Source organism: Amycolatopsis sp. NBC_01286 (assembly GCF_035982555.1).
Taxonomy (GTDB): Bacteria; Actinomycetota; Actinomycetes; order Mycobacteriales; family Pseudonocardiaceae; genus Amycolatopsis.
This window is the reverse complement of the sequence record NZ_CP108428.1, coordinates 206,399-230,837: the sequence shown is the minus strand read 5'-3', so window position 1 is coordinate 230,837 and position 24,439 is coordinate 206,399. Positions and strand designations below refer to the sequence as shown.

Annotated in this window: 24 protein-coding genes; 13 read left to right on the top strand and 11 right to left on the bottom strand. The window is 72.1% G+C overall.

What is annotated here, in order from left to right; translation table 11 throughout:
• Nucleotides 1-23 precede the first annotated feature (23 nt).
• Complete coding sequence (locus OG570_RS01045; protein ID WP_326955235.1) at nucleotides 24-884, bottom strand: SDR family NAD(P)-dependent oxidoreductase; 861 nt, start codon at nucleotides 882-884, stop codon at nucleotides 24-26.
• Between the two features lie 70 nt (nucleotides 885-954).
• Between OG570_RS01045 and OG570_RS01040 the strand changes: the two genes are divergently transcribed.
• Both OG570_RS01040 and OG570_RS01035 read left to right on the top strand, forming a co-directional pair.
• Nucleotides 955-1,881 carry a LysR substrate-binding domain-containing protein gene (locus OG570_RS01040; RefSeq protein WP_326959824.1) on the top strand — a complete coding sequence of 309 codons (927 nt, stop codon included), beginning with the start codon at nucleotides 955-957 and terminating at the stop codon, nucleotides 1,879-1,881.
• Nucleotides 1,882-2,015: 134 nt separating this feature from the next.
• Entirely contained in the window at nucleotides 2,016-2,873 is an 858-nt protein-coding gene (locus tag OG570_RS01035) for a sigma-70 family RNA polymerase sigma factor (protein WP_326955234.1), read from the top strand.
• Between the two features lie 5 nt (nucleotides 2,874-2,878).
• Here OG570_RS01035 and OG570_RS01030 read toward each other — a convergent pair whose 3' ends face one another.
• Together OG570_RS01030 and OG570_RS01025 are read right to left on the bottom strand one after the other, a co-directional pair.
• Nucleotides 2,879-3,505, bottom strand: coding sequence for a (2Fe-2S)-binding protein (locus tag OG570_RS01030; protein WP_326947156.1), 627 nt, complete (start codon nucleotides 3,503-3,505; stop codon nucleotides 2,879-2,881).
• A gap of 584 nt (nucleotides 3,506-4,089) precedes the next feature.
• Entirely contained in the window at nucleotides 4,090-4,941 is an 852-nt protein-coding gene (locus OG570_RS01025; RefSeq protein WP_326955233.1) for a putative RNA methyltransferase, read from the bottom strand.
• 172 nt (nucleotides 4,942-5,113) lie between these two features.
• Here OG570_RS01025 and OG570_RS01020 point away from each other — a divergent pair, with 172 nt between their 5' ends.
• From OG570_RS01020 to OG570_RS01010, 3 genes are read left to right on the top strand one after another with little or no spacing between them, the layout of a single operon-like run.
• Complete coding sequence (locus tag OG570_RS01020) at nucleotides 5,114-6,496, top strand: ammonium transporter (RefSeq protein WP_326947158.1); 1,383 nt, start codon at nucleotides 5,114-5,116, stop codon at nucleotides 6,494-6,496.
• On the top strand, nucleotides 6,493-6,831 hold the full coding sequence (locus tag OG570_RS01015) for a P-II family nitrogen regulator (RefSeq protein WP_003103060.1): 339 nt from the start codon (nucleotides 6,493-6,495) through the stop codon (nucleotides 6,829-6,831). The genes OG570_RS01020 and OG570_RS01015 overlap by 4 nt, the downstream gene beginning before the upstream one ends.
• A gap of 9 nt (nucleotides 6,832-6,840) precedes the next feature.
• The gene (locus OG570_RS01010) at nucleotides 6,841-9,156 is read left to right on the top strand and encodes a [protein-PII] uridylyltransferase (protein ID WP_247062351.1); all 2,316 of its coding nucleotides are present in this window, start codon (nucleotides 6,841-6,843) and stop codon (nucleotides 9,154-9,156) included.
• Between the two features lie 40 nt (nucleotides 9,157-9,196).
• Here the strand turns inward: OG570_RS01010 and OG570_RS01005 are convergent, their stop codons facing one another.
• From OG570_RS01005 to OG570_RS00980, 6 genes are all read right to left on the bottom strand, one after another.
• Complete coding sequence (locus OG570_RS01005; RefSeq protein ID WP_326955232.1) at nucleotides 9,197-10,540, bottom strand: FAD-dependent monooxygenase; 1,344 nt, start codon at nucleotides 10,538-10,540, stop codon at nucleotides 9,197-9,199.
• Nucleotides 10,533-11,204 (bottom strand): VC0807 family protein, encoded by a 672-nt coding sequence (locus OG570_RS01000; protein ID WP_326947160.1) that lies wholly within the window; start codon nucleotides 11,202-11,204, stop codon nucleotides 10,533-10,535. Before OG570_RS01000 ends, OG570_RS01005 begins: the two co-directional genes overlap by 8 nt.
• Complete coding sequence (locus OG570_RS00995) at nucleotides 11,201-11,803, bottom strand: TetR/AcrR family transcriptional regulator (RefSeq protein ID WP_326947161.1); 603 nt, start codon at nucleotides 11,801-11,803, stop codon at nucleotides 11,201-11,203. The genes OG570_RS01000 and OG570_RS00995 overlap by 4 nt, the downstream gene beginning before the upstream one ends.
• 70 nt (nucleotides 11,804-11,873) lie before the next feature.
• Nucleotides 11,874-13,178, bottom strand: a complete 1,305-nt coding sequence (locus OG570_RS00990) for a GGDEF domain-containing protein (RefSeq protein WP_326947162.1) — start codon at nucleotides 13,176-13,178, stop codon at nucleotides 11,874-11,876.
• 542 nt (nucleotides 13,179-13,720) lie between these two features.
• The gene (locus OG570_RS00985; RefSeq protein ID WP_326947163.1) at nucleotides 13,721-14,473 is read right to left on the bottom strand and encodes a glucose 1-dehydrogenase; all 753 of its coding nucleotides are present in this window, start codon (nucleotides 14,471-14,473) and stop codon (nucleotides 13,721-13,723) included.
• Nucleotides 14,474-14,495: 22 nt separating this feature from the next.
• The gene (locus tag OG570_RS00980; RefSeq protein WP_326955231.1) at nucleotides 14,496-15,083 is read right to left on the bottom strand and encodes a TetR/AcrR family transcriptional regulator; all 588 of its coding nucleotides are present in this window, start codon (nucleotides 15,081-15,083) and stop codon (nucleotides 14,496-14,498) included.
• Nucleotides 15,084-15,204: 121 nt separating this feature from the next.
• Here OG570_RS00980 and OG570_RS00975 point away from each other — a divergent pair, with 121 nt between their 5' ends.
• Both OG570_RS00975 and ku read left to right on the top strand, forming a co-directional pair.
• A complete protein-coding gene (locus tag OG570_RS00975) occupies nucleotides 15,205-15,573 on the top strand; it encodes a hypothetical protein (RefSeq protein ID WP_326951816.1) in 369 nt (122 codons plus the stop codon).
• Between the two features lie 52 nt (nucleotides 15,574-15,625).
• The gene (gene ku / locus OG570_RS00970) at nucleotides 15,626-16,504 is read left to right on the top strand and encodes a non-homologous end joining protein Ku (protein ID WP_326955230.1); all 879 of its coding nucleotides are present in this window, start codon (nucleotides 15,626-15,628) and stop codon (nucleotides 16,502-16,504) included.
• 271 nt (nucleotides 16,505-16,775) lie between these two features.
• Here ku and OG570_RS00965 read toward each other — a convergent pair whose 3' ends face one another.
• Both OG570_RS00965 and OG570_RS00960 read right to left on the bottom strand, forming a co-directional pair.
• Nucleotides 16,776-17,240, bottom strand: a complete 465-nt coding sequence (locus OG570_RS00965; RefSeq protein WP_326955229.1) for a MarR family winged helix-turn-helix transcriptional regulator — start codon at nucleotides 17,238-17,240, stop codon at nucleotides 16,776-16,778.
• A gap of 10 nt (nucleotides 17,241-17,250) precedes the next feature.
• A complete protein-coding gene (locus OG570_RS00960) occupies nucleotides 17,251-19,041 on the bottom strand; it encodes an ABC transporter ATP-binding protein (protein WP_326955228.1) in 1,791 nt (596 codons plus the stop codon).
• Nucleotides 19,042-19,258: 217 nt separating this feature from the next.
• Here OG570_RS00960 and ffh point away from each other — a divergent pair, with 217 nt between their 5' ends.
• From ffh to OG570_RS00930, 6 genes are all read left to right on the top strand, one after another.
• Entirely contained in the window at nucleotides 19,259-20,806 is a 1,548-nt protein-coding gene (ffh, locus tag OG570_RS00955) for a signal recognition particle protein (RefSeq protein ID WP_326947168.1), read from the top strand.
• A complete protein-coding gene (locus OG570_RS00950) occupies nucleotides 20,803-21,879 on the top strand; it encodes an amidohydrolase family protein (protein ID WP_326955227.1) in 1,077 nt (358 codons plus the stop codon). Before ffh ends, OG570_RS00950 begins: the two co-directional genes overlap by 4 nt.
• 46 nt (nucleotides 21,880-21,925) lie before the next feature.
• Nucleotides 21,926-22,651 carry a CPBP family intramembrane glutamic endopeptidase gene (locus OG570_RS00945; protein ID WP_326947170.1) on the top strand — a complete coding sequence of 242 codons (726 nt, stop codon included), beginning with the start codon at nucleotides 21,926-21,928 and terminating at the stop codon, nucleotides 22,649-22,651.
• A gap of 100 nt (nucleotides 22,652-22,751) precedes the next feature.
• Nucleotides 22,752-23,567, top strand: a complete 816-nt coding sequence (locus OG570_RS00940; protein ID WP_326955226.1) for a CPBP family intramembrane glutamic endopeptidase — start codon at nucleotides 22,752-22,754, stop codon at nucleotides 23,565-23,567.
• Between the two features lie 184 nt (nucleotides 23,568-23,751).
• A complete protein-coding gene (gene rpsP / locus OG570_RS00935) occupies nucleotides 23,752-24,195 on the top strand; it encodes a 30S ribosomal protein S16 (protein ID WP_247062372.1) in 444 nt (147 codons plus the stop codon).
• Nucleotides 24,192-24,431 (top strand): RNA-binding protein, encoded by a 240-nt coding sequence (locus OG570_RS00930; protein ID WP_003103110.1) that lies wholly within the window; start codon nucleotides 24,192-24,194, stop codon nucleotides 24,429-24,431. The genes rpsP and OG570_RS00930 overlap by 4 nt, the downstream gene beginning before the upstream one ends.
• Nucleotides 24,432-24,439: the final 8 nt, after the last annotated feature.

Genomic DNA, 24,439 nt, shown 5'->3' with positions numbered 1-24,439 from the left:
CGCGTGGGCCTGCCCAGGCGCGGCTAGCGGGTCAGTTCCTCGTGTCGCGTCGGGTTGCCGCTGTGCCACGGCAGCACGGCGCCGAACCGGACCAGCTCGCCGTACGTCGACGGGTCGAGGTCGTCGAGCGTCAGATCGAGCACCGCACGTGCGGCCTGGTCGGGCGTTTGGGCCTGGCTGAAGTCGGCGAACCACGGGCGCGACGCCCGCGTGTCGACCAGGCCGGGGCAGACCGCCGCGACCAGGGTGCCGTCCGCGAGGTCTCGGTCCCGGCGCTCCGCGGCCACCGCGCGTACGGCGGCGACCTGGGCGACCTTCGAGGGCACGTTGATCCACTCCGGCCAGCCCAGCTCGTTCGCCCGGCCGTCGTGGATCGCGGCGCGCAAGTCCTCGACGGCTTGCTCGACGTCGTCGAGCGACACTCCGTCGAACCGGGGCCGCAAGGCTTCGGGCAGGTGGCCGAGCGTGCCCAGCGAGCTGGCGACGACGAGCAGCCTGCCGCCCGGACGCAGGATCGGGCCGAACGAGCGCAGCACCGCATGGGTGCCGGCGTTCGCGACGTCGAGGAAGACGTCGGCCTGCTCGGCCTGGGGTCGTCCGGGATCGAGCGGGCCGACGGCGTTGGACAGCACGATGTCCGCCGCGCCGAGGTCCGCGGCGAAGCGGGTGACGGCGTCGGCGTCCGAGACATCGAGGACGCGGCCTTCCACCCGGGCGCGCGTCGCGGGGTTCGCGGCGACGCGCTCGGCGGCGGCCGCCACGCGCTCGGTGTCGCGGCCGGTGAGCAGGACGAGGTCGTCCGGGCCGAGGCGGGTGGCGAGTCCCTGGGTCAGGGCGAAGCCGAGGCCTTGGTTGGCTCCGGTCACCACAGCGGTACGTGTCATGCCATCACGCTAGGTCCGTCCGGGCCATGCGCCCAGCGAGAGATCGGCAAGCCTGGTATGCGTGAACGTCATGGACTTCGGCGACGTCTCCCTGGTGGCCCTCCGCGTGTTCCGCGAGGTCGCCGAACGCGGCACGCTCACCGCCGCTGCGGCGGCCCTGGGCTACACGCAGTCCGCGGTGTCACGGCAGATCGCCTCGCTCGAGCGCGTGGCCGGGACACCGGTGCTGGACCGGCGTCCCGGCGGGGTCCGCCTGACCGCGGGCGGGAATGTCGTGCTGCGCCGGGCGATCGCGGTGCTGGACCAGATCGACGCCGCCGGGCGTGAGCTGGCCGGGCTGCCCGCCGACGGCGGGAGCGTGCGGCTCGGCTGGTTCCCCAGCGCGGGTGCCGTCCTGGTCCCGCGGGCCGTCGCGGAACTGCGGCGCACCCACCCCGCGGTGCGCGTTACCACCCGGGAGGGCACGACGCCGGTCCTGGTGCGGGCGTTGCGCGCGGGCACAGTGGACCTGGCCGTGCTGGGCTCGGTGCCGCCGTTCCGGCCGCCGGACTCCGAAACTCCGGCGCTGCGGCTCAAAACCCTCGCCGAACGCACTCTTTGCCTCGCCGTGCCCGCAGGGCACCCGCTGGCCGGCGCGGACGTGGTCGACGTCGCCGACCTCCGTGGACAGCGGTGGATCGCGGGCCCGTCGGGGGAGGACACGCTGATGGGCGTGTGGCCCGGGCTCGACGAGCGTCCCGAGATCGCGCACACCGCGCGTGACTGGCTCGCCAAGCTCAACCTGGTCGCCGCCGGTTGCGGCCTGACGACGTTGCCGGCTTCGCTCGTCGAGGCCGTGCCGCCGGGGGTGCGGGTGGTGACGGTGCGGGGCGGGCCGTCGGAACGGCGGCGCGTGGTGCTGGCCCGGCTGCCGGGGCCGCTCTCCGAACCGGCCGCGCTGCTGGCGGAGGCGCTGCGCCGGGTGGCCACCGGGGTGCCGGACCGCGCCGATGACTGAGGTGCCGATGACCGAGGAGTAGCGACTGCGGTGCCGATGACCGAGATCACGCCGGGCGCCGCCGCGTTCGTGTCACATCGGTCGTTGCTGCGGGATCTACTGCTACGACTCCGGCGCGGAAGGAACGGGACACGGTGGATGCACTGACCGAGCGGTTCGAACACGAGCGGCCCCGGCTGCGGGCGGTCGCCTACCGGATGCTCGGCTCGGCGAGTGAGGCCGACGACGCCGTCCAGGAAGCTTGGCTGCGGTTCGACCGCACCGACACCGGTGACGTCGAGAACCTCGGCGCGTGGCTGACCACTGTCGTCGCTCGAGTGTGTCTCTCCATGCTTCGCACCCGGCGCAACCACCGCGAGGAGCCTCTGGAACTGCGGCCCGAGCCGGACGCGGACGTCCGCGATCCCCAACAGGAAGCCGAACTGGCCGACTCGGTCGGGTTGGCGTTGCTGGTGGTGCTCGACTCGCTCGGGCCGGCCGAGCGGGTCGCTTTCGTGCTGCACGACATGTTCGCCGTGCCGTTCGACGACATCGCCCCGATGATCGACAAGACCCCGGCCGCGACGCGGCAGCTCGCGAGCCGTGCCCGTCGACGGGTCAAGGGCGGTGCCGCGGCGGATGCGGACGTGCCTCGCCGCCGCAAGGTCGTCGAGGCGTTCTTGGCCGCTGCGCGCGGCGGCGACTTCGAGGCATTGCTGTCGCTGCTCGACCCGGACGTCGTCCTGCACGCCGACCGCTTCGTCGGACCGAGCCCGGCGCCCGTCGTGCTGCGCGGGGTCGCCAGCGTCCGCGACGGCGCACTGCTGGCCTCCGCGCGGGCCCGCGCCAGTGAGCTGGCCCTCGTCGACGGCGTTCCCGGTCTGCTCATGGTGCGCGACGGGCGGCTGTCGGTCGTCCTGTCCTTCACGATCGACGACGACCGGATCACCGGCATCGACGTCATCGCGGACCCGGAGCGGCTGCGCGGACTGGAGGTCGCCGTCCTCGACTGAACCGGTCAGCCCAGGGCGGCGCGAAGGCGTGCTTCGCGCTCCGACGGCGTCTGACGCGGGCAGCTCACGCACTTCGGGTTGCCGACTTCGTAGATCAGGCAGCACGACGCGCGCCGGACGGCGGGTGTGCGGCCGACGCGGACGAAGCGCGGCTTCGGCAGGTCGAGGTCGATCGCCGCTACCAGCGGCTCGGCCAGGGCCATCGCGCGCTCCGGCTCCGGCGTCCACAGCAGCCGGTTGCCGATCGAGTCGGTGGCGATCGCGCCCAGCGCGCGTTCGCGGGCCCCGGTGACGGCGGCGATCGTCGCGATCGCGGTGCCGAGCGTCTTGGCGAACGCCGCGCCGAGTTCGGGCAGTCCGCCGGAGAGCGGGCGGGTGGACCGGGCGCTGAGGAACCGGCCGTCGGCGACGAGGTCCAGCTCCGTGGCCGCCAGCGCCGGATCGACGAGGGTGCCCGCGACCAGGCCTTCGAGCGCGGGCGCCACGAGGATCGAGGAGAGGGAGTACCACCAGATCGTGCCGAGGACCTCCGGCCGCGCGCAGCCGTAGAGCTTCGCCGCACCGCCGATGCGGGCCCGTACCCACTCCGGGTCCGCGAGCAGGGTCGCGGGGGCGGTCCAGTCGGGCTTCACGCCTCCACCCTTCCAGACGCGCCAGGTGCGCGCGGAGTACGCGCGGTTCGGGCGGGCAGGGAGACGAGGTGCGGGCTGGCGGGGAGGCGCGGTGCCGGGCTGGTGGAAGACGCGGTGCAGGCAGGCGGGAGACGCGGTGTGGGCGAGGCCGGTTACGCGGCGCGAGCGGACGGGAAGTCGCGGCGGACGGGAGAGCGGGAGACGAGTTCACCTCGGCGGGGGCGACCGGGGCATCGCCGAGCGGAGATGGGCCATCTCGATCGGGGGTGGCCTCGCCTGGGCCTGGCTGAGCGCGCCGGCAAGTCGCGGTGCGCGGAGGTCAGGTCGTTGACCGGGCGCGCCGACGGGCTTGCGGTGCGAGGGAGGTCGGGTCACCGACGGGCGTGCTGGTGAGGCTGCGGTGCGCGGAGGTCGGGCCGCCGACGAGGGCGCATCGGCGACGTCGCGGTGGAAGGGGCCGGACCGGGCGTCGGCGACGTTGCGGGTGCGGAGGGGCGGGCGGCCGCGACGACGGCACTGGCCGCCCGGGATGACCGCGGCGGCCCGTGCGCGGCCGGTCCGCCGAGGGCGTCGCGCTGGTCACATCACAGGCGCCGATACGTGGAGACCGAGAACGACACCGTGACCTCCTGTGGCTCACTCACTGCCGCCAGACGCTCTCTACGGCCGTCGCGGTCCAGGTGGTGGCCTGCCGGGCCCATCTCCACCGCCTGACGGATGCGCTCCGGTGTCAGCTCCACCTTGCTGTGCACCGCCGTGCGGGCCGTGCGGGTGAAGTACTCGCCCAGGGTGCCGTCCAGGCGTTCCTCCTTGCGGTCGTCGACCGTCAGGACCAGGTCGCCCAGCTCGCGTAGGTGGTCCGGGGTCGGGGAGGCGACCGTCAGCAGGCCGCCCGGGCGCAGGACCCGGTGGAACTCCGGGCCGTTGCGTGGGGCGAAGACGTTCAGCAGAACTGTCGCCACCTCGTCGCCCACCGGCCACGGCTCCCACAGGTTCCAGACCGCCGCGCCCAGGCGGGGGTGGGCTCGCGCCGCGCGGCGGAGGGCTGCCGCCGAGACGTCCAGGGCCAGCCCGGTCGCCGCCGGGGCCGCGGAGAGGACGTGGGCCAGGTAGTAGCCCGTGCCCGCGCCGGCGTCGATCACCAGGCCGTCGGTCTCCGCGCACACCCTCGCCAGCTCGTCGGCCAGCGCGCGGTACGCGCCCGACGCGAGGAAGTCCGCGCGGGCCGTGACCATCGGCGCGGTGTCCGCCGTTCCGGCCGGGATTCGCGCGTGCAACAAGTTCACGTAACCCTGTCGCGCTAGATCGAAAGAGTGGCGGTTGCCGCAACGCAGCGTGCGTTCTGCTAGCCCGATCGGGTCGCCGCACACCGAACATCGCAACGCTTCCACGACCTGGGGTGGCAGTGGGTCATTCCCGCCGTCGGCTGGGGTCATGGGGATATTCGACCACGAGGTTTCACAACCGGACACTTCAGCACGGGTCCCGGGAAACCTGGACGTAACAACGTGGCGTGGACAGTTCACGCGGGTGAAACCTGACGAGCCGCCCCGTGAAACACCGCGCGCCAAAACTCCCTTCGCATAACCCAGGGCACGGGAGGACGATGTGCTGAACGCAGGAGACACCGCATGGGTACTGGCCAGCGCCGCGCTGGTCATGCTCATGACACCGGGATTGGCCTTCTTCTACGGCGGCATGGTCCGCGCGAAGAGCGTCTTGAACATGCTGATGATGAACTTCATCGCGCTGGCCGTGGTGGGGGTGTTGTGGGCCCTGTACGGCTTCTCGATGTCGTTCTCCAACGACGCCTTCGGCGGCTTCGTCGGTAACTTCGACCTCGCCGGGCTCGGCGACACCGTCGGCAAGCTCGCCGGCTTCGTGACGGCCGCCACGAGCACCTCGCCGGAGGTCGCGTGGCCGGGCTCGGACGCGCTGCCGGTGCTCGCATTCGTGATGTTCCAGCTGATGTTCGCGATCATCACGCCGGCGCTGATCTCCGGCGCCATCGCGGATCGCGCGAAGTTCTGGGGCTGGACGCTGTTCGTCGTCATCTGGGTGACGGTCGTGTACTTCCCGGTCGCGCACTGGGTGTTCTCGTTCAACGGCTTCATCGGCGCGGACGCCGTCGGCGGCTGGATCGCCAACAACCTCAAGGCACTCGACTTCGCCGGTGGTACCGCGGTCCACATCAACGCCGGTGCCGCGGGTCTGGCCCTGGCGATCGTGCTCGGCAAGCGCAAGGGCTGGCCGAAGGACACCGGCCGGCCGCACAACGTGCCGTTCGTCCTGCTGGGCGCGAGCTTGCTGTGGTTCGGCTGGTACGGCTTCAACGCGGGTTCGGCGCTGGCCGCCAACGACCTCGCCGCGGTCGCCTTCACCAACACCACCGTCGCCACCGCCGCCGCCGTCCTCGGCTGGCTGGTGGTCGAGCAGCTCAAGTTCGGCAAGCCGACCACCCTCGGCGCCGCGTCCGGCGCGGTCGCCGGTCTGGTCGCCGTCACCCCGGCGTGTGGTTTCGTGAGCCCGATCGGGGCCATCGCGATCGGCCTCATCGCCGGTGCGGTCTGCGCGCTGGCCGTCTCGCTCAAGTACCGGTTCGGCTTCGACGACTCGCTCGACGTCGTGGGCGTCCACCTGGTCGGCGGCATCGTCGGCACCCTGCTGATCGGCTTCTTCGGCACCACCAGCGTGAACTCGCTCGGCGCCGACGGCCTGTTCTACGGCGGTGGCTTCACCCAGCTGGGGCGCCAGGCGGCGGCCGCGGGTGCGGTGCTGGTGTACTCCTTCGTGCTGACCTTCATCATCGGGTTCGCGATCAAGAAGGCGGGCGGCTTCCGCGTCAGCGTGGAGGACGAGGTCGGCGGCATCGACGAGGCCCAGCACGCGGAGAGCGCGTACGACTTCACCGGGTTGTCCGGCGGTGGCGCTCCGTCCACCATTCCGGTCAAGACCACGTCGGCCGCGAAACTCGAGGAGAGCAAGGCATGAAGCTCATCACGGCGATTGTGAAGCCGTTCACGCTGGACGATGTCCGCTCCGCGCTGGAGCAGCTGGGCGTGCTGGGCATGACGGTCAGCGAGGTCCAGGGGTACGGCCGCCAGAAGGGCCACACCGAGGTCTACCGCGGCGCCGAGTACTCGGTGGACTTCGTGGCCAAGCTGAAGATCGAGGTCGTCACCGACGACACCAACGTGGAGAAGGTGCTCGACGCCATCACCACGGCCGCGCACACCGGCAAGATCGGTGACGGCAAGGTGTGGGTGACGCCGGTCGAGACCGTCATCCGGGTACGGACCGGCGAGCGCGGCACGGACGCGCTATAGGCGTCCGGGATGGCCGACGGGGGCGAACTGGTCCAGGCCACCGAGCGGTTGCTCGAGGGCAGGCACGGGAGGCTGGGGGCGTCCGCTTTGCGGGCGGCCCTGGTCGACCTCTATGAGTTCTGGCTGAGCAGGGGTGCCTCGGCGGCCGGCGTCGACACCGCGGAACCGCGGGTCGCGCTGGTCGCCGTGGGCGGGCTCGGCCGCCGGGAGCTGGTGCCGTTCTCCGATCTCGACCTGCTGCTGGTGCACAACGGCAACAGCAAGGTCGGCGAGATCGCGGACGCGCTCTGGTATCCCTTGTGGGACGCGAAAGTCGGGCTGGACCACTCGGTCCGCACACCCGGCGAAGCACTGAAGGTCGCTTCGGAGGACCTTCGGACGGCGATGGGCCTGCTCGACGCCCGGCACCTCGCCGGGGACGCCGAGCTGTCCGGCCGCCTGGTCACGGCGGCACGGGACCAGTGGCGCCGCACCGCGCGCAAGCAGATCCCCGATCTGACGGCGTCGGTGCGGCAGCGCTGGACCCGCAGCGGCGAGATCGCGCAGTCCGCCGAGCCCGATCTCAAGCACGGGCGGGGTGGGCTGCGGGACTTCGCCGTGCTGGAAGCGCTGGCCGCGGCGCAGCTCACCGCCCGTCCGGGCGAGGAGCTCCTGGAAGCCAAGGGACTCCTGCTCGACGTCCGGACCGAGCTGCGGCGCGAGATCCGGCGCGAGCGGGACGTCCTGTCCGCGCCGGAGGCCGACCTGGTCGCCTCCGAGCTCGGCTTCGGCGACCGCTTCACCTTGGCGCGCAAGCTGTCCGGCGCCGGCCGCACGATCGCGTACGCGCTCGACGTCGCCCTGCGGTCCACTGTGGACCCGCCGAAGGCGCGGTTCGGGCGGCGGCCGTCCCGCACGCCGCTCGCCGAAGGCGTGGTGCTGCACGGGAACGAGGTCGCGCTCGCCCGCGACGCCGTCCCGGCGAAGGACCCGGCGCTGCTGCTGCGGGTCGCCGCGGCGTCGGCGCGCACCGGCAAGCCGATCGCGCTCGGCACCCTGAAAGCCCTGGCCGAGTCGGCCCCCGAGCTGCGCGCGCCGTGGCCCGCCGAGGCGTTGAACGCCCTGGTGGAGCTGCTGGGCGCGGGGGAGGGCCTGGTCGACGCGGTCGAGTCGCTCGACCGCACCGGGCTGTGGTCACGGCTGTTCCCCGAGTGGGGCGCGGTCCGCGATCTGCCGCCGCGCTCGCCGGTGCACCAGTGGACGGTCGACCGGCACCTCGTGCGCACCTGCGTCGAGGCGGCCAAGCTGACGACCACGGTGCCGCGGCCGGACCTGCTGCTGATCGGCGCGCTGCTGCACGACATCGGCAAGGGCCGCGACGCCGACCACTCGGAGCTGGGCGCCAAGATCTCCGCCCAGGTCGCGGCCCGGCTCGGGCTGGACGCGGCGGACGCGGCGACGGTGTCGGCGATGGTCCGTCACCACCTGCTGCTGCCGCACACCGCGACGCGGCGCGACATCAGCGAGCCGGCGACGGTGGCGCGGGTGGTGAAGACCCTGGACAGCGACATCGTCCTGGTCGAACTGCTGCACGCGCTCACCCAGGCCGACTCGCTGGCCACCGGCCCCGGCGTCTGGACGGACTGGAAGGCCCGGCTGCACGCCGAGTTGGTCACCGGGTGTGAGGAAGTGCTGCGTGGCAAGGGGTTCACCGCCCCCGAGCCGATGGACTCCGAACAGCGCGAGCTCGTCGCTCAGGCCGTGGCCTCGGGCAACGGCGAGGTCCGGATCAGCACGCACGGCAAGGTCGTCACGGTACTGCTGGCCGTGCCGGCCCGCGCGGAGCTGCTGGCTCCGGCGGCCGGTGTGCTGGCGCTGAACTCGATGGAGGTGCACTCGGCGATCCTGCGTGGCCACGACGGCGGGCGCGCCGGGTTGTTCACGGCGTCACCGAAGTTCGGCTCGTTGCCGGAGGTGACGCTGCTGCGCGAGCAGTTCGCCCGCGCGGTCGCCGGCACCCTGCCGCTGACGCAGCGGCTGGCGGCGAAGGAACGCGACTACGGCTCACCCGACGCGGCGTCGGTCGCGCCGAAGGTGCTGTGGTTCGACGACGAGACGAGCGGCCCGGACACGGTGGTCCTCGAACTTCGGGCGGCCGACCGGATCGGCCTGCTGTTCCGCGTGGCGGGGGCGTTGCGCCGCTGCGACGCGGAGGTCCGCTGGGCCAAGGTGGCGACGCTGGGCGGCGCGGTGGTCGACTCGTTCGCGGTGACGCCCCGCAGCGGCCGCATCGAGCCGGGCTGGCGCCGCGAGGTCGAGCAGGCGGTGCTGGCCGCGGCGTCCTGAGCGGTTTGCCTGAGCCGAGCCGTCACTCGGCTCAGGCAAGTCACACCAGCGCGATCGCGGGCTCGCCGAACCACGTGCTCAGCGCGTCTTCCAAGCCCGGTCCGCCGTCCCAGACCACGTAACCATCGGGCCGGACGAGCCGCGGCTCGGCGCCGGGACGAGTCTCGACGCGGTCCGCCCACCCCGGCGGCAGTTCCGCGCCGATCAGCACGGCGCGACCGTCCTCGGCGACCGGGATCCCCGTCGTACGACCGGAAATCCCCGGGTACGTCACGCCGATGCCCGAAATCTCCGCCGCGACCGCGCGACGGGCCTCGGGGACGGCGATCAGCCCCGTGACGATCTCCCGGACGGCCACCGCGTCGAGATCGGGCACCCCGAGCACCGCCTGCGCGCGGGTGCTGACCAGCACACGGGCGGCGACCGGGTGACGCTCGTCGTGGTAGCTGTCGAGCAGGCCGGCCGGAGCGTGGCCACGGACGTGCGCGGCCAGTTTCCAGCCGAGGTTCACCGCGTCCTGCAGGCCCAGGTTGAGTCCCTGGCCGCCCACCGGCAGGTGGATGTGCGCGGCGTCGCCCGCGAACAGCACCCGGCCGTGGCGGTAGCGCTCCAGCTGCCGGGACGCGTCGCCGAACCGGGACGCCCAGAGCACTTCGCCCACCTCGAACCCCGGCCCGTGCAGGGCGCTCAGCGCCCGCTGCAGCTCGCCGGCCGTGACGGGCTCGTCGCGGCCGAGCCGCTGCTGCTCCTCACCGACGACGACCACGCGGTGGCGGCCGCCGGACAGCGGCAGCAGGAACCCAGCGGACTTCGTCGGCAGCCGCCATTCGTCCGCGAACCCGGCCGGCTTGCGGGTGAGCGTGAGGTCGGCGACGACCAGCGAGATCCGCGCCGAACGACCGGGGAACGCCGCCCCCAGCAGCGTCCGGACCGTGCTGTGGCCGCCGTCGGCCGCCACCAGCCAGCCGGCCCGGTGCTCCCGCCCGCCCGCGGTGACCGTGACGCCGTCGTCGTCCTGCGTCACGGCGGTGACGGCCGCATCGCGCAGCACCGGCGTGCGCAGCCGCGCCTCGATCGCCGCCGCGACGTGCACCTGCTCGACGCCGAGCTGGTACGGGAAGGGCGTCGGCAGGTCGGTGTAGTCGATGTGGATGCCCGAGAAGTGCCCGCCGGGCAGCCGGGCCTCGGTGTACGGCTCGATCGCGGCGAGCAGGCCGCGGTCCGCCAGCACCTCGACGGACCGGGGCTGCAGGCCGAGCGCCTTCGACTGCGTGGTGGGCCGGGCGTCGCGGTCCAGGACCAGCACGTCGAGCCCGGCGCGTTCCAGCTCGAACGCGGCCAGCAGGCCGGTCGGGCCGGCCCCCGCCACGAGGACGTCAGGCATCGAGGTTCTCCTTCTTGAGGTACCAGACGTGCCAGACGAGCAGCGCGGCCAGCATGGCGAACCACTGCACGTTGGTGACCAGCGAGATCAGGTCGATCGGCAGCGTGTAGACGAGCACGACGTGCGCGATCGCGCTGATCAGCAGCACGCCGCCCCAGGCGGCCGTGTTGATCCGCATGCCGCGCCGGAACCGGGCGTCGGTGTCCCAGCGGGCCGCCCACGCGTTCGCGCCCTCGGCACCGCGCTTGACCTCGGCGATCGTGCGGCCCAGCGTCAGCTGCGCCGGCCGGCCGATGAACACCGTGACCAGCATCCACGCGCCGAACACGCCACCCAGCGCGGCGGTCCAGCCTTCCCGGATGGCGAGGGTGCGCGGGTCGTCGGACAGCAGGCCGAGCACGACCGAGAGCACCAGGACGCTCAGCGTCACCAGGGCGACGAGGTCGATCTTGCGGTTGCGCACGATGGTCCACAGCACGTACGGCGCGGCCACCAGGACGCCGGCCATCAGCGCCCACCACTGGCTGACGCCCGCTGCGCGCAGGCCGTAGAACAGCGCCATCGGCACGATCACCTCGAACACGACGGTCAGCACGTTGGCGCGGATCACCCGCCGCAGGCCGGCGTCGGGCTCGGGCCTGGCGGTCTTTTCCTCGATCATCATGCGGATTCCCCAGTGGACTCGGGTGCGGTCGCCCGCACGTAGAGGTCGGCGAGATCGCGGCCGATGCGCGCGAGCTCGGATGGTTCGGGCACTGCGGCGGCGGCGGTGGCGACGACGGCGTCGAGGCCGCTGGTGAGCGCCAGTGCCGCGGTGCGCGGGTCGAAGCGGCCGAAGGCGCCGGCCGCCTGTCCGGTGCGGAAGTGCTCTTCGAACAACGCGAGCCGCCCGTTGACGGCGTCACTCTGCGAGCCGGCGTTCTTCACCAGGTCGATCAGCGCCCGGATCGCGTCGGGGTGCTCCCCGACGAGCGCGACGTTGGCTTCGACGAAGGCGCGCAGCTGCGCGACGTGCCCGACGGCGGCGTCGATGCGCGGCTGCATGAACGCCCCGGTGACCCGTTCGATCTCGGCGACGCACACCGTGAGCAGGTCGTCCTTGCCCGCGAAGTGGTAGCTGATCATGCCGGTGCTCGACAGACCCGCGTGCTTCGCGATCCGGCTGAACGACGCCTTGGCGAAGCCTTCCGCGGCGATCACTTCGATCGCCGCTTGCACGATCTGGGCCCGCCGGCCGGATTCGGTGAACGTTCTTGCTCGCATGAGCAAAATTTAGCTCAGCCGAGCAAATTTGACAAGTCACCTGGTCAGGGCCGGGAAAGAGGGGAGTGGGTCAGGCGGTCGCGGTGCCGTCGACGACTTTGTTGCGGCCCGCGTCCTTGGCTCGGTAGAGGGCCTTGTCCGCGGCCTGCAGCAGGCGCTCGACGGCCGTGCCGCCGTCGGGGTAGGTCGCCACGCCGATCGACGCCGACAGGGCGTCGATGACGCGGACGTGGGTGCCGTCCTCGTACTCGACCTCGAGGGCCGCGATCGCCGCGCGGATGCGCTCGGCCACCGCGAGCACCGCCGCCGGGCCGATGTCCGGGAGCAGGACGACGAACTCCTCGCCGCCGAAACGGCCGACCGAGTCGTAGTCGCGGACGGCGTTCTTGATCGTCGTCGCGATCGACCGCAGCACCGCGTCGCCCGCGAGGTGCCCGTGCGCGTCGTTGATCAGCTTGAAGTGGTCCAGGTCGATCATCAGCACGCCGAAGCTGCTCTGCGTGCTCCGCTGCGCCCGGGCCAGCTCGCGCGACGCGAGCAGGTGCCAGCCGGTCGTGTTGAACAGGCCCGTCTTCTCGTCGGTGGTCGCCGCGATCTCGAGCTGCTTGATCAGCACCGCGCGGTGCAGCACCAGCAGCGGCGGCACGATCGCGATGGCCAGCGCGGGCAATGTCGCCAGCGTCAACGCCGTGAGCAGGCCGAGGCAGAGCGTCGCGACCTCGAGGAGGTTGTCGCCGAGGCCGCCGAAGAACGCCTTCACCGAGCGCTTGGTGATCGTCAGCGCCGGGACGATCGTGATCGCCGCGAACAGGAAGTACGTCACGGCGGCCAGCGTGATCGCCGTGACGCCGCGCCAGCCCGACGTCAGCGCCGCGTACATGTCGGGGACACCGAGCCGGTTCAGCGCGAACTCGGCCGAGTAGCAGGTGATGACGACCAGCGTCGCGTTCAGCGCGGTCCGGAACGGCGGGACGCGCTTCATCCGCGTGAGGCTGCGCGTCGCCAGGTGCACGTAGAGGACGACGACCAGGGCGGCGACGAGCGCGGGCGGCAGGAGCAGGACCCCGGCGAACGTCCAGACCGACGTCAGGTTGATGTGCGGGGTGTCCGACACCAGCCGCCGGACGCGCTCGATCTGCCGGCCCAGCTCCGCCTGCAGCACGCCGAGGACGCCCAGGACCGCGAAGACGATCAGGTCCCAGAGCCGCACGGGCACGCTCACGGCGGTCCAGACGGTGGCGACGAGGGCCACCGACTCGACCAGGAAGACGTAGCGGATCAGCGACCCGCGTTGCCGCCAGAGGGTCCATTGACCCGGATGGAGCACGCCACGATCACGGCCCGCGCGGGGCTGGGCCGGATGGGCGCCGTCCATACTCAAGGCGGTGCAACTCCCGTGGGTGATCCGACGATCAGCGTCCACCCCATCACACCGGGCGGCCGCGATCGATGGGTGCCACACGATCGGACCAGTGAAGGGAGGCCGCCGTCATGCGCAACCGCGAATCCTGACCCTCCGCCCGCAGTCCGTGCCGCGCGAGAGGAGAGCCGTCGTGCGCAATCGCGAGTCCTGAACCCCGCTCCCGTCCGTCATCGCGCAGGAAGGAGTGCCGCTGTGCGTAACCGCGAGTCCTGATGCCGGGTCCGCCGTCCGCCCCGCGCGAGAGGAGAGCCGTCGTGCGTAACCGCGAGTCCTGAACCCCCGCTTTCGTCCGTCACCGCGCTCGAAGGGAGAGCTGCTGTGCGTAACCGCGAGTCCTGAAGCCGAGCCAGTCGTCCGCCCCGCGCGAGAGGAGAGCCGCTGTGCGCAACCGCGAGTCCTGAACCCGTCCGTCCACCGTCCGTCCTGGCACGAAAGGGGATCGTCACCATGCGCAACCGTGAATCCTGAAGCGACGCGGGCCCGGGTGGGGCCGCTCAGGCGGTCGCGCCGCCGTCGACCACCAGGTCGTGGCCGACCGTGAACCCCGCCTCGGCCGAAGCCAGCCACAGCACCGCTGCGGCCACTTCGGCGGTGGCACCCACCCGGCCCAGCGGAATCGCGGTCTCGAGCCGCGCGGCGCGGTCGGCGTCCGTCTCGCCGGGCCGCAACGACATCTCGGTGTCGGTCGGACCCGGGCTGACGGCGTTGATGCGCACGCCGTCGCGGACGTGATCGCGCGCCGCTGTGCGGGTCAGCACGCTCACCGCGGCCTTCGACGCCGCGTAGGCGGCCATGCCCGGGATCCGGCCGTGCGCGCCGATGTTCGACGCCATGTTGACGATGGCGCCGCCGCCGTGCGCCCGCATGTGCGCGATCTCGTGCTTCATGCACAGCCAGGTGCCGGTGAGGTTGGTGCCGATCACGGCGTCGAAGACGTCCTCGCGCAGGTCCCCGGCGGGCGCCGGCTCGCCGAGGATGCCCGCGTTGTTGAACGCGACGTCCAGGCCGCCGTGCCGCTCCACGACCGTCTCGACCATGCGCGCGACGTCCGCGGAGTCGGTGACGTCCGCGACGACGGCGCTCGCCGAGCCGCCGATCTCCTGCACCGCCGAGGCGAGCCGCCGCTCGTCGCGTCCGGCGACGACCACCGTCGCGCCTTCCGCGGCGAACGCCTTCGCCGTCGCCCGGCCGATGCCCGAGCTGCCGCCCGTCACCAGGACGATCTTGCCCGCGAACCGTGCCCCCATGCTTGCCTTCTTTCTGGTCTGATCAGTCTCGAACGAGGACGCGCATCGCCTGCGAGACGGCCGCGTCCAGCCGGCCCGCCGCGTCCGCGCCCTTGCCCAGGACCCGCAGGCCCTGGAGGACGGTGAGCAGGAACCGGGCGAGAGTCGCCGGGTCGCTGCCCTCGGGCAGCTCGTCCTGCGCCTTCGCGCGTTCCAGCGTCATGGTGAGCGCGACTTCGAGGGTGTCCCAGCTGCGTTCCACCAGCCGCGCGACCGCCGGATCGCGGGGGAGCAGCTCGATGGCCGCGTTGACCACGAAGCAGCCGATGGGTCCGGCGTCGCCCGCGATGTCGGCGACGTAGCCCTCCAGCAGTCCGCGCACCGCGGCCACTCCGGAGCCCGGCCGCGACAAGCTCGCCACGACCTGGGCGTCCGTCCGCTCCGCGTAGCGCTTCAGGGTGGCGACGTACAGGTCGTGCTTCGTGCCGAAGGTCGCGTACAGGCTCGCCTTCGCGACGCCGAGGTGTGCGACGAGGTCGCTGACCGACGTCGCTTCGTAGCCTTGACGCCGGAAGAGCGCGAGCGCGGCGTCACACGCCTCGTCGACGTCGAACTCCTTGACCCGGGACATGATCAAAACTCTAGCCGCATCGAGAACGATCGGTCAAATATGCGAGCGGCGGTGTGTCGTGTCCGGTGACGCCGGGTGCGGTGGCACTATGGCTGCTCTGACCGGCCTGAGGGGGTGCGTGATGCAGGACTCGCCGCGGCTGACGCTGCCGCCGACGGTCGTCGCCACCCACTTGCGCTCGTGCGCCGAGGAGCTCGCCGCGGGCCTGCGCGGCGGCGGCCCGGGCGCCACCACGACCGAGCTCATCGACGTCGTCGCCCAGCTGGTCGCCGGCCAGGAGGCCATCTCCCACGCGCTCGCCGGGCTCGCTCGCCGCGTCGAGGCCGGCACGGACGCCCTCGCCGCCGCTCCGCCGCTGGACGTCGAGGTGGTCACCGAGGTGCTGCGCGAGGCGGCCATCGCGGCCCGCTGCGCGGCCGAGGCGCTCGACGAGGTCACGCCGTCGTTCGAATGCGTGAGCGAATCCGTCGCGCCCGACACCCGTTTGTAGCTGTCGTCGCGCAAGCCCGCCCGCCTAGCCTGGAGCTGCGGAGGTGACTCGTATGCGCGCTGTGTGGACGGGCACGATCGGGTTCGGCAGTTACGCCATTCCGGTGAAGGCGTACAGCGCGACCGAGGAGCACGAGATCCCGCTGCACCAGGTGCACGGCGCCGACGGCGGCCGCGTCCGGGTGAAGCGGGTCTGCGAGGTCGACGGCGAAGAGGTGCCGCCCGAGGAGATGGTCCGCGGCTACCCGGTCCCCGGCGGCGACGTCGTCCTGCTGTCGGACTACGAGCTCGCGTCGCTCCCGATGCCCGGCCGCACGATCGACATCCGCGGCTTCGCGCCGTCGGCCGACGTCGACCCGATCTGGTTCGTGAAGAGCTACTTCCTCGAACCCGAGCCGGCCGGGACGAAGCCGTACGTGCTGTTCAGCGAGGCCCTGCAGCAGTCCGGCCGGATCGCGCTGGTCACCGTCGCGCTGCGCCGGCGTGAGGTGCTCGGCGCGCTGCGGGTGCGCGATCAGGTGCTCGTCCTGGAGACGATGCTGTGGCCGGACGAGGTTCGCACGCCGGACTTCCCGTTCCGGCACGCCGACGTCGACATCCGGCCCGGCGAGCTGCGCCGCGCGGTGACCCTCGTCGAGGAGCTGACCGGCGAGTTCGACCCCGGCCGCTATCCCGACCGTTACCGCGAGGCCCTCGACGCGTTGATCCGGGCGAAGATCGAGGGCGCCGAAGTCGTCCAGCCGACGGCGGCCGAGCAGTCCGAGGGCGTCACACGGCTGCTGGCGGCGCTGCAGGAGAGCGCGGCCGAAGCCGAGGACGCGCGCAACGCGGCCGTCACGAAGGCCAAGGCCGCCGCGGCGAGAGCGGCGAAGGCGCGTACGACGGCGAAGCGGGCCGCGTCGCGCAGCCCGGGACGCACGAAGACGTCCTGAGTAGTACTACCCACGGGTAATTGAGGGTTCTCCCACTGCTGGTGGCCGCCGGGGCGCGGCAGACTTCGTCCTGCCAGCGGATGCCGGAACCGCTGGTGAGGGGGTCGGGACGGCCCCTGGGGAGGTGTGCCGTCCAGACACCGGGGTTCCGGGGCGGGCCGACGGAGGAGCGGTCCGTTCCCGGAACCCGCGGCGCATCGCGGGGAGGCGGTGCGCACGAGGGGGAGTTCTGAAGGCTGCCGCGGAGGAGCGAGGGTCTCCGCGGCAGCCTTCAGGCGTCCGCCACCCGCATCAGCAGCTCCGACGCGAGCTTCAGCAGCTGCCGCTCGGTCGGCGACAACGTCGACTCCAAAGCCGTGGCCAGCCAGCGTTCCCGCTGGATGCTGTACTCCCGCAGCACCGCCAGCCCGTCCGGGGTGATGCGGATCAGCGACCGGCGGCCGTCGTCGGGGTCCGGCGTGCGTGTCACCAGCTCGCGCTCGGTCAGCCCGGCCAGGATGCGGGTCAGCGACTGCGGCTGCAGCCGTTCCGCAGCGGCCAGCTCCGACGGTGTGTGCGTGCCCGCCCGGTAGAGCCGGCTCAGCACCGCCAGCACCGCCGGGCCCGGGCCGTTCGGGTCGCGCTCGGAGCGCATCCGCCAGTTCAGCCGCCCGACGCCCTCGCGCACCCGCCCCGCCAGGTCGGCCAGCTCGGGATCCGCGCTGACCCGCGAGGTGACGTCGGAATCGGGGTGCATGGGCCTCACATTAGGCGGTTCCGCGCACCAGCCGGGCATAACGCCCGTCGAGCGCCAGCAGCTCTTCGTGCGTCCCGCGTTCCACGATCCGCCCTTCGTGGAGCACCACGATCTGGTCCGCGTGCTCCACAGTGGACAGCCGATGCGCGATCGTCAGCGTCGTGCGGCCCGCGGCGAGGCGGTCCAGCTCGGCCTGCACCGAGCGCTCGGTGCGGGTGTCGAGGGCGCTGGTCGCCTCGTCGAGGACGAGCACCGGCGGGTTGCGCAGCAGGATCCGCGCGATCGCCATCCGCTGCTTCTCGCCGCCGGAGAAGCGGTAGCCGCGCTGGCCGACGACCGTGTCGTACCCGTCGGGCAGCCCGGCGAGTGTGTCGTGGATGTGCGCGGCCTTCGCGGCCGCCTCGATCTCCTCGTCGGTCGCGCCCGGCTTGGCGAAGCGCAGGTTCTCCCGCACGGTGTCGTGGAACAGGTAGGTCTCCTGCGACACCATCCCGACGCCCGCGGCGAGCGAGGCCAGGGTGACGTCGCGGACGTCGGTGCCGTCGATCTCCACGGACCCGGCGCTCACCTCGTACAGCCGCGCGACCAGGTAGGCGAGCGTCGTCTTGCCCGAGCCGGTCGACCCGACGAGCGCCGTGGTCGTCCCCGCCGGGACGTCGAGGTCGATGTCCGCGAGCGTGAGCGGACCGTCTTCGTCGTACCGGAACGCGACACCGCGCATCGAGACGTCGCCGCGCCGCACCTCCAGGGTGCCGGCGCCGGGCTTGTCGCTGATCTCCACGCGCAGGTCGAGCACCTCGAAGATCCGGCCGAACAGCGCCTTCGACGTCGCCACGTTCTGCCCGATCGTCTGCATCGCGCTGGCCGGCGCGACCAGCCGGTTGAGCATGCTGGTGAACGCCACGACGGTGCCGAGCGAAATCGGCGACGCGCCGTTCGCGAGCGCCAGCCCGGCGATCCAGTAGACCAGGGCCGGGATCACCGTCAGGCTCATCGCCCGCGACGCGATCTGCCAGCGCCCGGCCAGCGCGGCGGCGCGCTCCAGCGACGCGATCTCCCGTGACTCCGCGCCGAAGCGCTCCCGCATGACCCGCTCGTTGCCCATCGTCTTGGCGAGCAGCACGCCGGTGACCGACAGGGACTCCTCGACCATCGTCGTCAGCCGCGCCATCCGCCGGGTCCGGCCGCGGGCCAGCGTCCGCCGCTTCTTGCCCAGCCGCAGCGTGAACAGGAGGAACAGCGGGACGACGATCAGCGACAGCAGCGCGAGCTGCCAGTCGAGCAGGATCAGCGCCACTGTGATGGCGATCGTCGTGGTGGCGTTCTGCACCATCGACCCGGCGGTCGTGGTGATGACGTTGTCGACGCCGCCGATGTCGTTGAAGACCCGCGAGAGCACTTCGCCGCTCTTCGTCCGGGTGAAGAAGCCGAGCGACATCCGCTGCAGGTGGCCGTAGACCGACACGCGCAGCTCGTTCATCACGTGCTGGCCGATCGTGTTGGACAGCCCGGTGGTCGCGACGCCGAGCGACGCGCTGCCGACCGCGCAGGCGATCATCCCGGCCGCCAGGACGCTGATCAGCAGCGTGTCGCGGTGGGGGAGGGCGTCGTCGAGGATCTCGCGCAGCAGGAACGGCGAGACGACGCCGAGCCCGGCCTGCAGGACGATCAGCGCGAACAGCGCGGCGAGGGGCCCGCGGTGCGGGCGGAACAGGCCGGCGATCCGCCGGAGCGGGACCGGTTCGTCGGTGTCGGACGTCGGTTCGGCGAGCGACGGCCGGGCTCTGGTCGCGGAAGTCATACGCACATGTTTACCGAATCCTGCTCGGCTCACCAGTGAATTTCGCAACTTAAAGCCAACTTTGAGGTGAGCTCGCGCGCACAGTAGTACATGTAGGTGTACTAATCGCGTGGGCGACTTTCGCGTACCCGTGAGGCCGGGAAGCCGCAGCGACTACTCTGGAGAGGCCGGCCTGGTCCGGCGCGCCACTCTCGACCCAGCTGGAGCGTGCACACCCGTGTTCGACACCCTGTCCGATCGGCTCACCGCCGCCCTTCAGACGCTCACGCGCAAGGGCCGGCTGTCCGACGCCGACATCGACGCCACCGCGCGCGAGATCCGCATCGCGCTGCTGGAGGCTGACGTCGCCCTCGGCGTGGTCAAGACCTTCATCGCGCGGATCAAGGAACGGGCGAAGGGCGCCGAGGTCTCCCAGGCGCTCAACCCCGCGCAGCAGGTCGTCAAGATCGTCAACGAGGAGCTCGTCGGGATCCTCGGCGGCGAGACCCGCCGGCTCAACCTGGCGAAGACCCCGCCGACGGTGATCATGCTCGCCGGCCTCCAGGGCGCCGGTAAGACGACGCTGGCCGGCAAGCTCGCGCTGTGGCTGAAGAAGCAGGGCCACGCGCCGCTGCTGGTCGCCTGCGACCTCCAGCGCCCCAACGCCGTCACGCAGCTGCAGGTGGTCGGCGAGCGCGCCGGCGTCACGACCTTCGCGCCCGAGCCCGGCAACGGCGTCGGCGACCCGGTCGACGTCGCCCGCCGCGCCATCGCCGAGGCGAAGCACGCGCAGTACGACGTCGTCGTCGTCGACACCGCGGGCCGCCTCGGTGTCGACGAAGAGCTGATGAAGCAGGCCGCGGACATCCGCGACGCCGTCAAGCCGGACGAGACCCTGTTCGTCGTCGACGCGATGATCGGCCAGGACGCCGTGACCACGGCCGAGGCGTTCCGCGACGGCGTCGGCTTCTCCGGCGTCGTGCTCACCAAGCTCGACGGTGACGCCCGCGGTGGTGCCGCGCTGTCGGTCCGCGAGGTCACCGGTCAGCCGATCCTCTTCGCCTCCAACGGCGAGAAGCTCGAGGACTTCGACACCTTCCACCCGGACCGGATGGCGTCGCGGATCCTCGGCATGGGCGACGTGCTGACCCTGATCGAGCACGCCGAGCAGGCCTTCGACCAGGACCAGGCCGAGAAGGCCGCGGCGAAGCTGTCCAGCGGCCAGCTGACGCTGGAGGACTTCCTCGAGCAGATGCTCGCCGTCCGCAAGATGGGCCCGATCGGCAACCTGCTGGGCATGCTGCCCGGCGCCGGCCAGATGAAGGACCAGCTGGCCCAGGTCGACGACAAGCACCTGGACAAGCTGCAGGCGATCATCCGCGGCATGACCCCGGCCGAGCGTGACGACCCGAAGATGATCAACGGCTCGCGCCGGCTGCGCATCGCCAACGGCTCCGGCGTCACCGTGCGCGAGGTCAACGACCTGGTCAACCGGTTCTTCGAGGCCCGCAAGATGATGGCCCAGATGGCCGGCCGGTTCGGCTTCGGCGGCGGGGGCGGCGGCTCCAAGACGCGCAAGGGCAAGAAGGGCAAGAAGGGCCGCGGCCCGACGCAGCCCAAGGTCCGCGGCGGCTTCCCCGGTGGCGGCATGCCGATGCTGCCCCCGGGTGGCGGTGGCGGCATGCCGGGTGGCATGCCCGACCTGTCCAAGCTCGGCGGCCTGAACGACGCCCCCGGCTTCGACCCGACGAAGTTCAAGCTGCCGAAGAACCCCAAGGACAAGTGAGCACCGCGCTCCACGCCGCCGGGGTGATCCTGCCCGGCGGCGAGTCCGGGGAGCTCTGGATCACCGGCGGCCGGATCTCGCTCGAGCCGGTCCCCGGCGCCGAGACCCTGGGCCGTGACGTCTTCCTGGTGCCCGGGCTGGTCGACGCGCACTGCCACCCCGGCATCGGCATCGGCGGGCCTGTCTCGCTCGACGAGGCGGCCGAGCAGGCCCGCACCGACCGCGACGCGGGCACGCTGCTGATCCGCGACTGCGGCCTCCCGATCGACGTCCGGCCGCTGCAGCGCCGGGCCGACTTGCCGACGATCATCCGCGCCGGGCAGCACCTCGCCCTGACCAAGCGCTACATCCCGGGTCTCGGCATCGAGCTGGACGACCCGGCCCAGCTGCCCGCCGCCGTCGCCGAGCAGGCGAAGGACGGCGACGGCTGGGTCAAGCTGGTGGGGGACTGGATCGACCGCGGCGTCGGCGACCTCGCGCCGCTGTGGCCGGACGACGTCCTGGCCGACGCCGTGCGGGTCGCGCACGACCACGGCGCCCGCGTCACCGCGCACGTGTTCGGCGAAGCCGCGTTGCCCGGCCTGATCGCGGCCGGCATCGACTGCCTCGAACACGGCACCGGCCTGAGCGCCGACCAGCTCACGGAGCTGGCTCGAAATGACGTCGCGCTGGTGCCGACCCTGATCAACATCGAGAACTTCCCGGGCATCGCGGACAAGGCGGGCCGGTACCCGGCGTACGCGGCTCACATGCGCGCGCTGCACGCCGGTGTCGGCGAGATGGTCGCCACGGCGATCGAAGCGGGCGTACGCGTCTTCGCCGGGAGCGACGCCGGCGGTCTGGTCGAGCACGGCAGGCTCGTCGACGAGATCGAGGCACTGCACCGCGCGGGCATGACCCGCGAGCAGGCCCTCGCGAGCGCGTCCTGGGCCGCCCGCGACTGGCTCGGCCACCCCGGCATCACCGACGGCGCGCCCGCCGACCTGCTCGTCTACGCGAGCGACCCGCGTGACGACCTCGGCGTCCTGCGGCATCCGGCGCAGATCGTGCTCGGCGGTGTCGTCTACGGGTAGACCCCCGCTGTTTTCCTTGCGGGACCGGCACTTTAGCGTTGGGCGCGTGACGGACGACGACGGCGCACGGCGCGTACTGGGGGCGCACTGGTGTTTCGTGGCGTTCTTCGCCGGGATCGCCGGCTACTACCTGATCAACCTCGCCATCGCCGCCGGGGTCAACCGCAACGTCGGCGGGTTCGACCCGCTCGAGCTGCGTGACATCGGCCCGCTCCTGCTGCTGGCGTTCGTGCCCAACCTGCTGCTCGGCCTCGGCCCGGCCGTCGGCTCCTGGCTCTGGGGTCAGGGGCTGCGCGCCGACTTCGGGCTCACGCCGACCTGGCGCGACGTCCGGATCGGCCTCGCCTGCGGCGCGCTCGCGCTGGTCGTCGGCTACCTGCTCAACCTGGTGCTGATCGCGGTCTACGGCGCCGACGACGTCTCCGACAGCCCGCTCACCGACCTCGCCGACACCTTCGACGGCGACACGGTCTGGCTCGTGCTGGCCGCGGTGATCGTCATCATCGGCGCCCCACTCACGGAGGAGCTGCTGGTCCGCGGCACGCTCTGGAAGGCGCTGTCGTTCCACCGGATCCCGGCGTGGGCGGTGCTCGTGCTCACCGCGCTCGTGTTCGCCCAGCTGCACGGGGAGCCCACCCGCACGATCGCGCTCTTCGGGCAGGGCATCGCGATCGGGCTGGCCCGGCACCTGTCCGGCCGGGTGAGCGCCGGCGTGATCGCGCATGCCGCCAACAACCTGCCGCCCGCCGTGCTGCTGTTCGTCGCGCACTGAGCGCTTGCGAAGATCGTGGACAGTAGCTGGACGGATACTGTGCGATCACTTTCCGGCCGCTAGGCTCGGGGGAGGAGCCGAGCGACCGCGGAGGGCAGGCGTGACCACTTCCCAGCCTCGGGAACCCCTTCCGGACGCGCTACCGCCCCCCGAAGACCCGCCGGTACCCCCGGAGCCCGCCGCCGCGGCGTTCCTGGAGCCCGCGCCCACTCACCGCTGGGGGTTCGGGGCGTTCCTGCTCGTCGAGGTCGTCCTGCTCGCCTCGGCCGCGTTCGTGTCCGTGCTGGTCGGCGACACCGGGCCCGGCCCGCTGCCGATCCGCGTCGTGCTGCTGGGCACCATGCTGCCGACGATGATCGCGGCCGGCGTCGCCGTGCTGGTCACCTACGTGCGCGGCAACGGGCCCTTCACCGACCTGCGGCTGCAGTGGCGCTGGTCCGACGTGCGGGTCGGGTTCAAGTACGGCTGCATCGGCCTCGTCTTCACGACCGTCGCCGCGTACCTCTGGACGCAGCTGGTCGGCGACGCCAACGCGACGTCCGCGATCAGCTCGCTGGTCGAGGACCGGCGGATGTCCGTGTCGGCGGCCGTCGTGATGTTCGTCTACCTCTGGCTGCTCGGCCCGATCTGCGAGGAGATCATCTACCGCGGCCTGCTCTGGGGCGCCGCCGAGCGGCTGCAGTGGCGCAGTGAACGCTGGGGCCGCTTCGCCGCGTTCCTGCTGTGCACGGCGGTGTTCGCGGCCAGTCACCTGGAGCCGTTGCGGACCACGTTGCTGCTGGTCATCGCGGTGCCGATCGGACTGGCGCGGCTCGTCACCGGGCGGCTGCCCGCGAGCATCGTCGCGCATCAGGTGAACAACTTCCTCCCGGCGCTCACCATCCTGCTCGGCGCGCTCGGCGTGGCCTCTTTCTGAGGCCGTTTTCCCAGGCCGCTTTCAGGGGCCTCCGACCCCATCTGGCAGAATGGTGCACTGCCTGCTTCCGCCGGACCCTCTCACCGCGCGAAAGCTGTGACCTTCGGGTGCCCGCGTCCGTGTCCCCACTCGGACCGCGTGCGCCCACCCCAGCACCAGAGAGATTTGAGGAGTACCCACACCCGTGGCCGTCAAGATCAAGCTGCAGCGCCTCGGCAAGATCCGTGCGCCGTACTACCGCATCATCGTCGCCGACGCGCGCACCCGCCGGGATGGCAAGGCCATCGAGACGATCGGCAAGTACCACCCGAAGGAGGAGCCGAGCCTCATCGAGGTCGTCTCCGAGCGCGCCCAGTACTGGCTGGGTGTCGGCGCGCTGCCGACCGAGCCGGTCCAGCGTCTCCTCGAGATCACCGGTGACTGGCAGAAGTTCAAGGGCCTGCCGGGCGCCGAGGGCACCCTGAAGGTGGCCGAGCCGAAGCCGTCCAAGCAGGACCTGTTCAACGCGGCCCTGGCCGCGGCGGGCGAAGAGCCCACCACCGAGGCCACCACGCCGAAGAAGAAGTCGGCCCCCAAGAAGGCCGAGGCCGAGAAGGCCGAAGCCACCGAGGGTGAGAAGGCCGAGTGAGCTTTCTGGCTGATTCCCTCGAGCACCTGGTGCGCGGGATCGTCGACAACCCGGACGAGGTCCGGGTCGAGCTGCTGACCACACGCCGTGGCCGCACGCTCGAGGTGCACGTGCACCCCGACGACCTCGGCAAGGTGATCGGCCGGGGCGGACGCACCGCGACCGCCTTGCGCACCGTCATGGGCGGCATCGGTGGCCGCGGCGTCCGCGTGGACGTCGTCGACACCGACCGCTGATCCAGGCA

Coding starts and splice junctions, on each gene's coding strand:
- OG570_RS01045 (WP_326955235.1), bottom strand. CDS start 884: ATGACACGTACCGCTGTGGTGACCGGAGCCAACCAAGGCCTCGGCTTC.
- OG570_RS01040 (WP_326959824.1), top strand. CDS start 955: ATGGACTTCGGCGACGTCTCCCTGGTGGCCCTCCGCGTGTTCCGCGAG.
- OG570_RS01025 (WP_326955233.1), bottom strand. CDS start 4,941: ATGACCCCAGCCGACGGCGGGAATGACCCACTGCCACCCCAGGTCGTG.
- OG570_RS01015 (WP_003103060.1), top strand. CDS start 6,493: ATGAAGCTCATCACGGCGATTGTGAAGCCGTTCACGCTGGACGATGTC.
- OG570_RS01010 (WP_247062351.1), top strand. CDS start 6,841: ATGGCCGACGGGGGCGAACTGGTCCAGGCCACCGAGCGGTTGCTCGAG.
- OG570_RS01005 (WP_326955232.1), bottom strand. CDS start 10,540: ATGCCTGACGTCCTCGTGGCGGGGGCCGGCCCGACCGGCCTGCTGGCC.
- OG570_RS01000 (WP_326947160.1), bottom strand. CDS start 11,204: ATGATGATCGAGGAAAAGACCGCCAGGCCCGAGCCCGACGCCGGCCTG.
- OG570_RS00995 (WP_326947161.1), bottom strand. CDS start 11,803: ATGCGAGCAAGAACGTTCACCGAATCCGGCCGGCGGGCCCAGATCGTG.
- OG570_RS00990 (WP_326947162.1), bottom strand. CDS start 13,178: ATGGACGGCGCCCATCCGGCCCAGCCCCGCGCGGGCCGTGATCGTGGC.
- OG570_RS00985 (WP_326947163.1), bottom strand. CDS start 14,473: ATGGGGGCACGGTTCGCGGGCAAGATCGTCCTGGTGACGGGCGGCAGC.
- OG570_RS00980 (WP_326955231.1), bottom strand. CDS start 15,083: ATGTCCCGGGTCAAGGAGTTCGACGTCGACGAGGCGTGTGACGCCGCG.
- OG570_RS00975 (WP_326951816.1), top strand. CDS start 15,205: ATGCAGGACTCGCCGCGGCTGACGCTGCCGCCGACGGTCGTCGCCACC.
- ku (WP_326955230.1), top strand. CDS start 15,626: ATGCGCGCTGTGTGGACGGGCACGATCGGGTTCGGCAGTTACGCCATT.
- OG570_RS00965 (WP_326955229.1), bottom strand. CDS start 17,240: ATGCACCCCGATTCCGACGTCACCTCGCGGGTCAGCGCGGATCCCGAG.
- OG570_RS00960 (WP_326955228.1), bottom strand. CDS start 19,041: ATGACTTCCGCGACCAGAGCCCGGCCGTCGCTCGCCGAACCGACGTCC.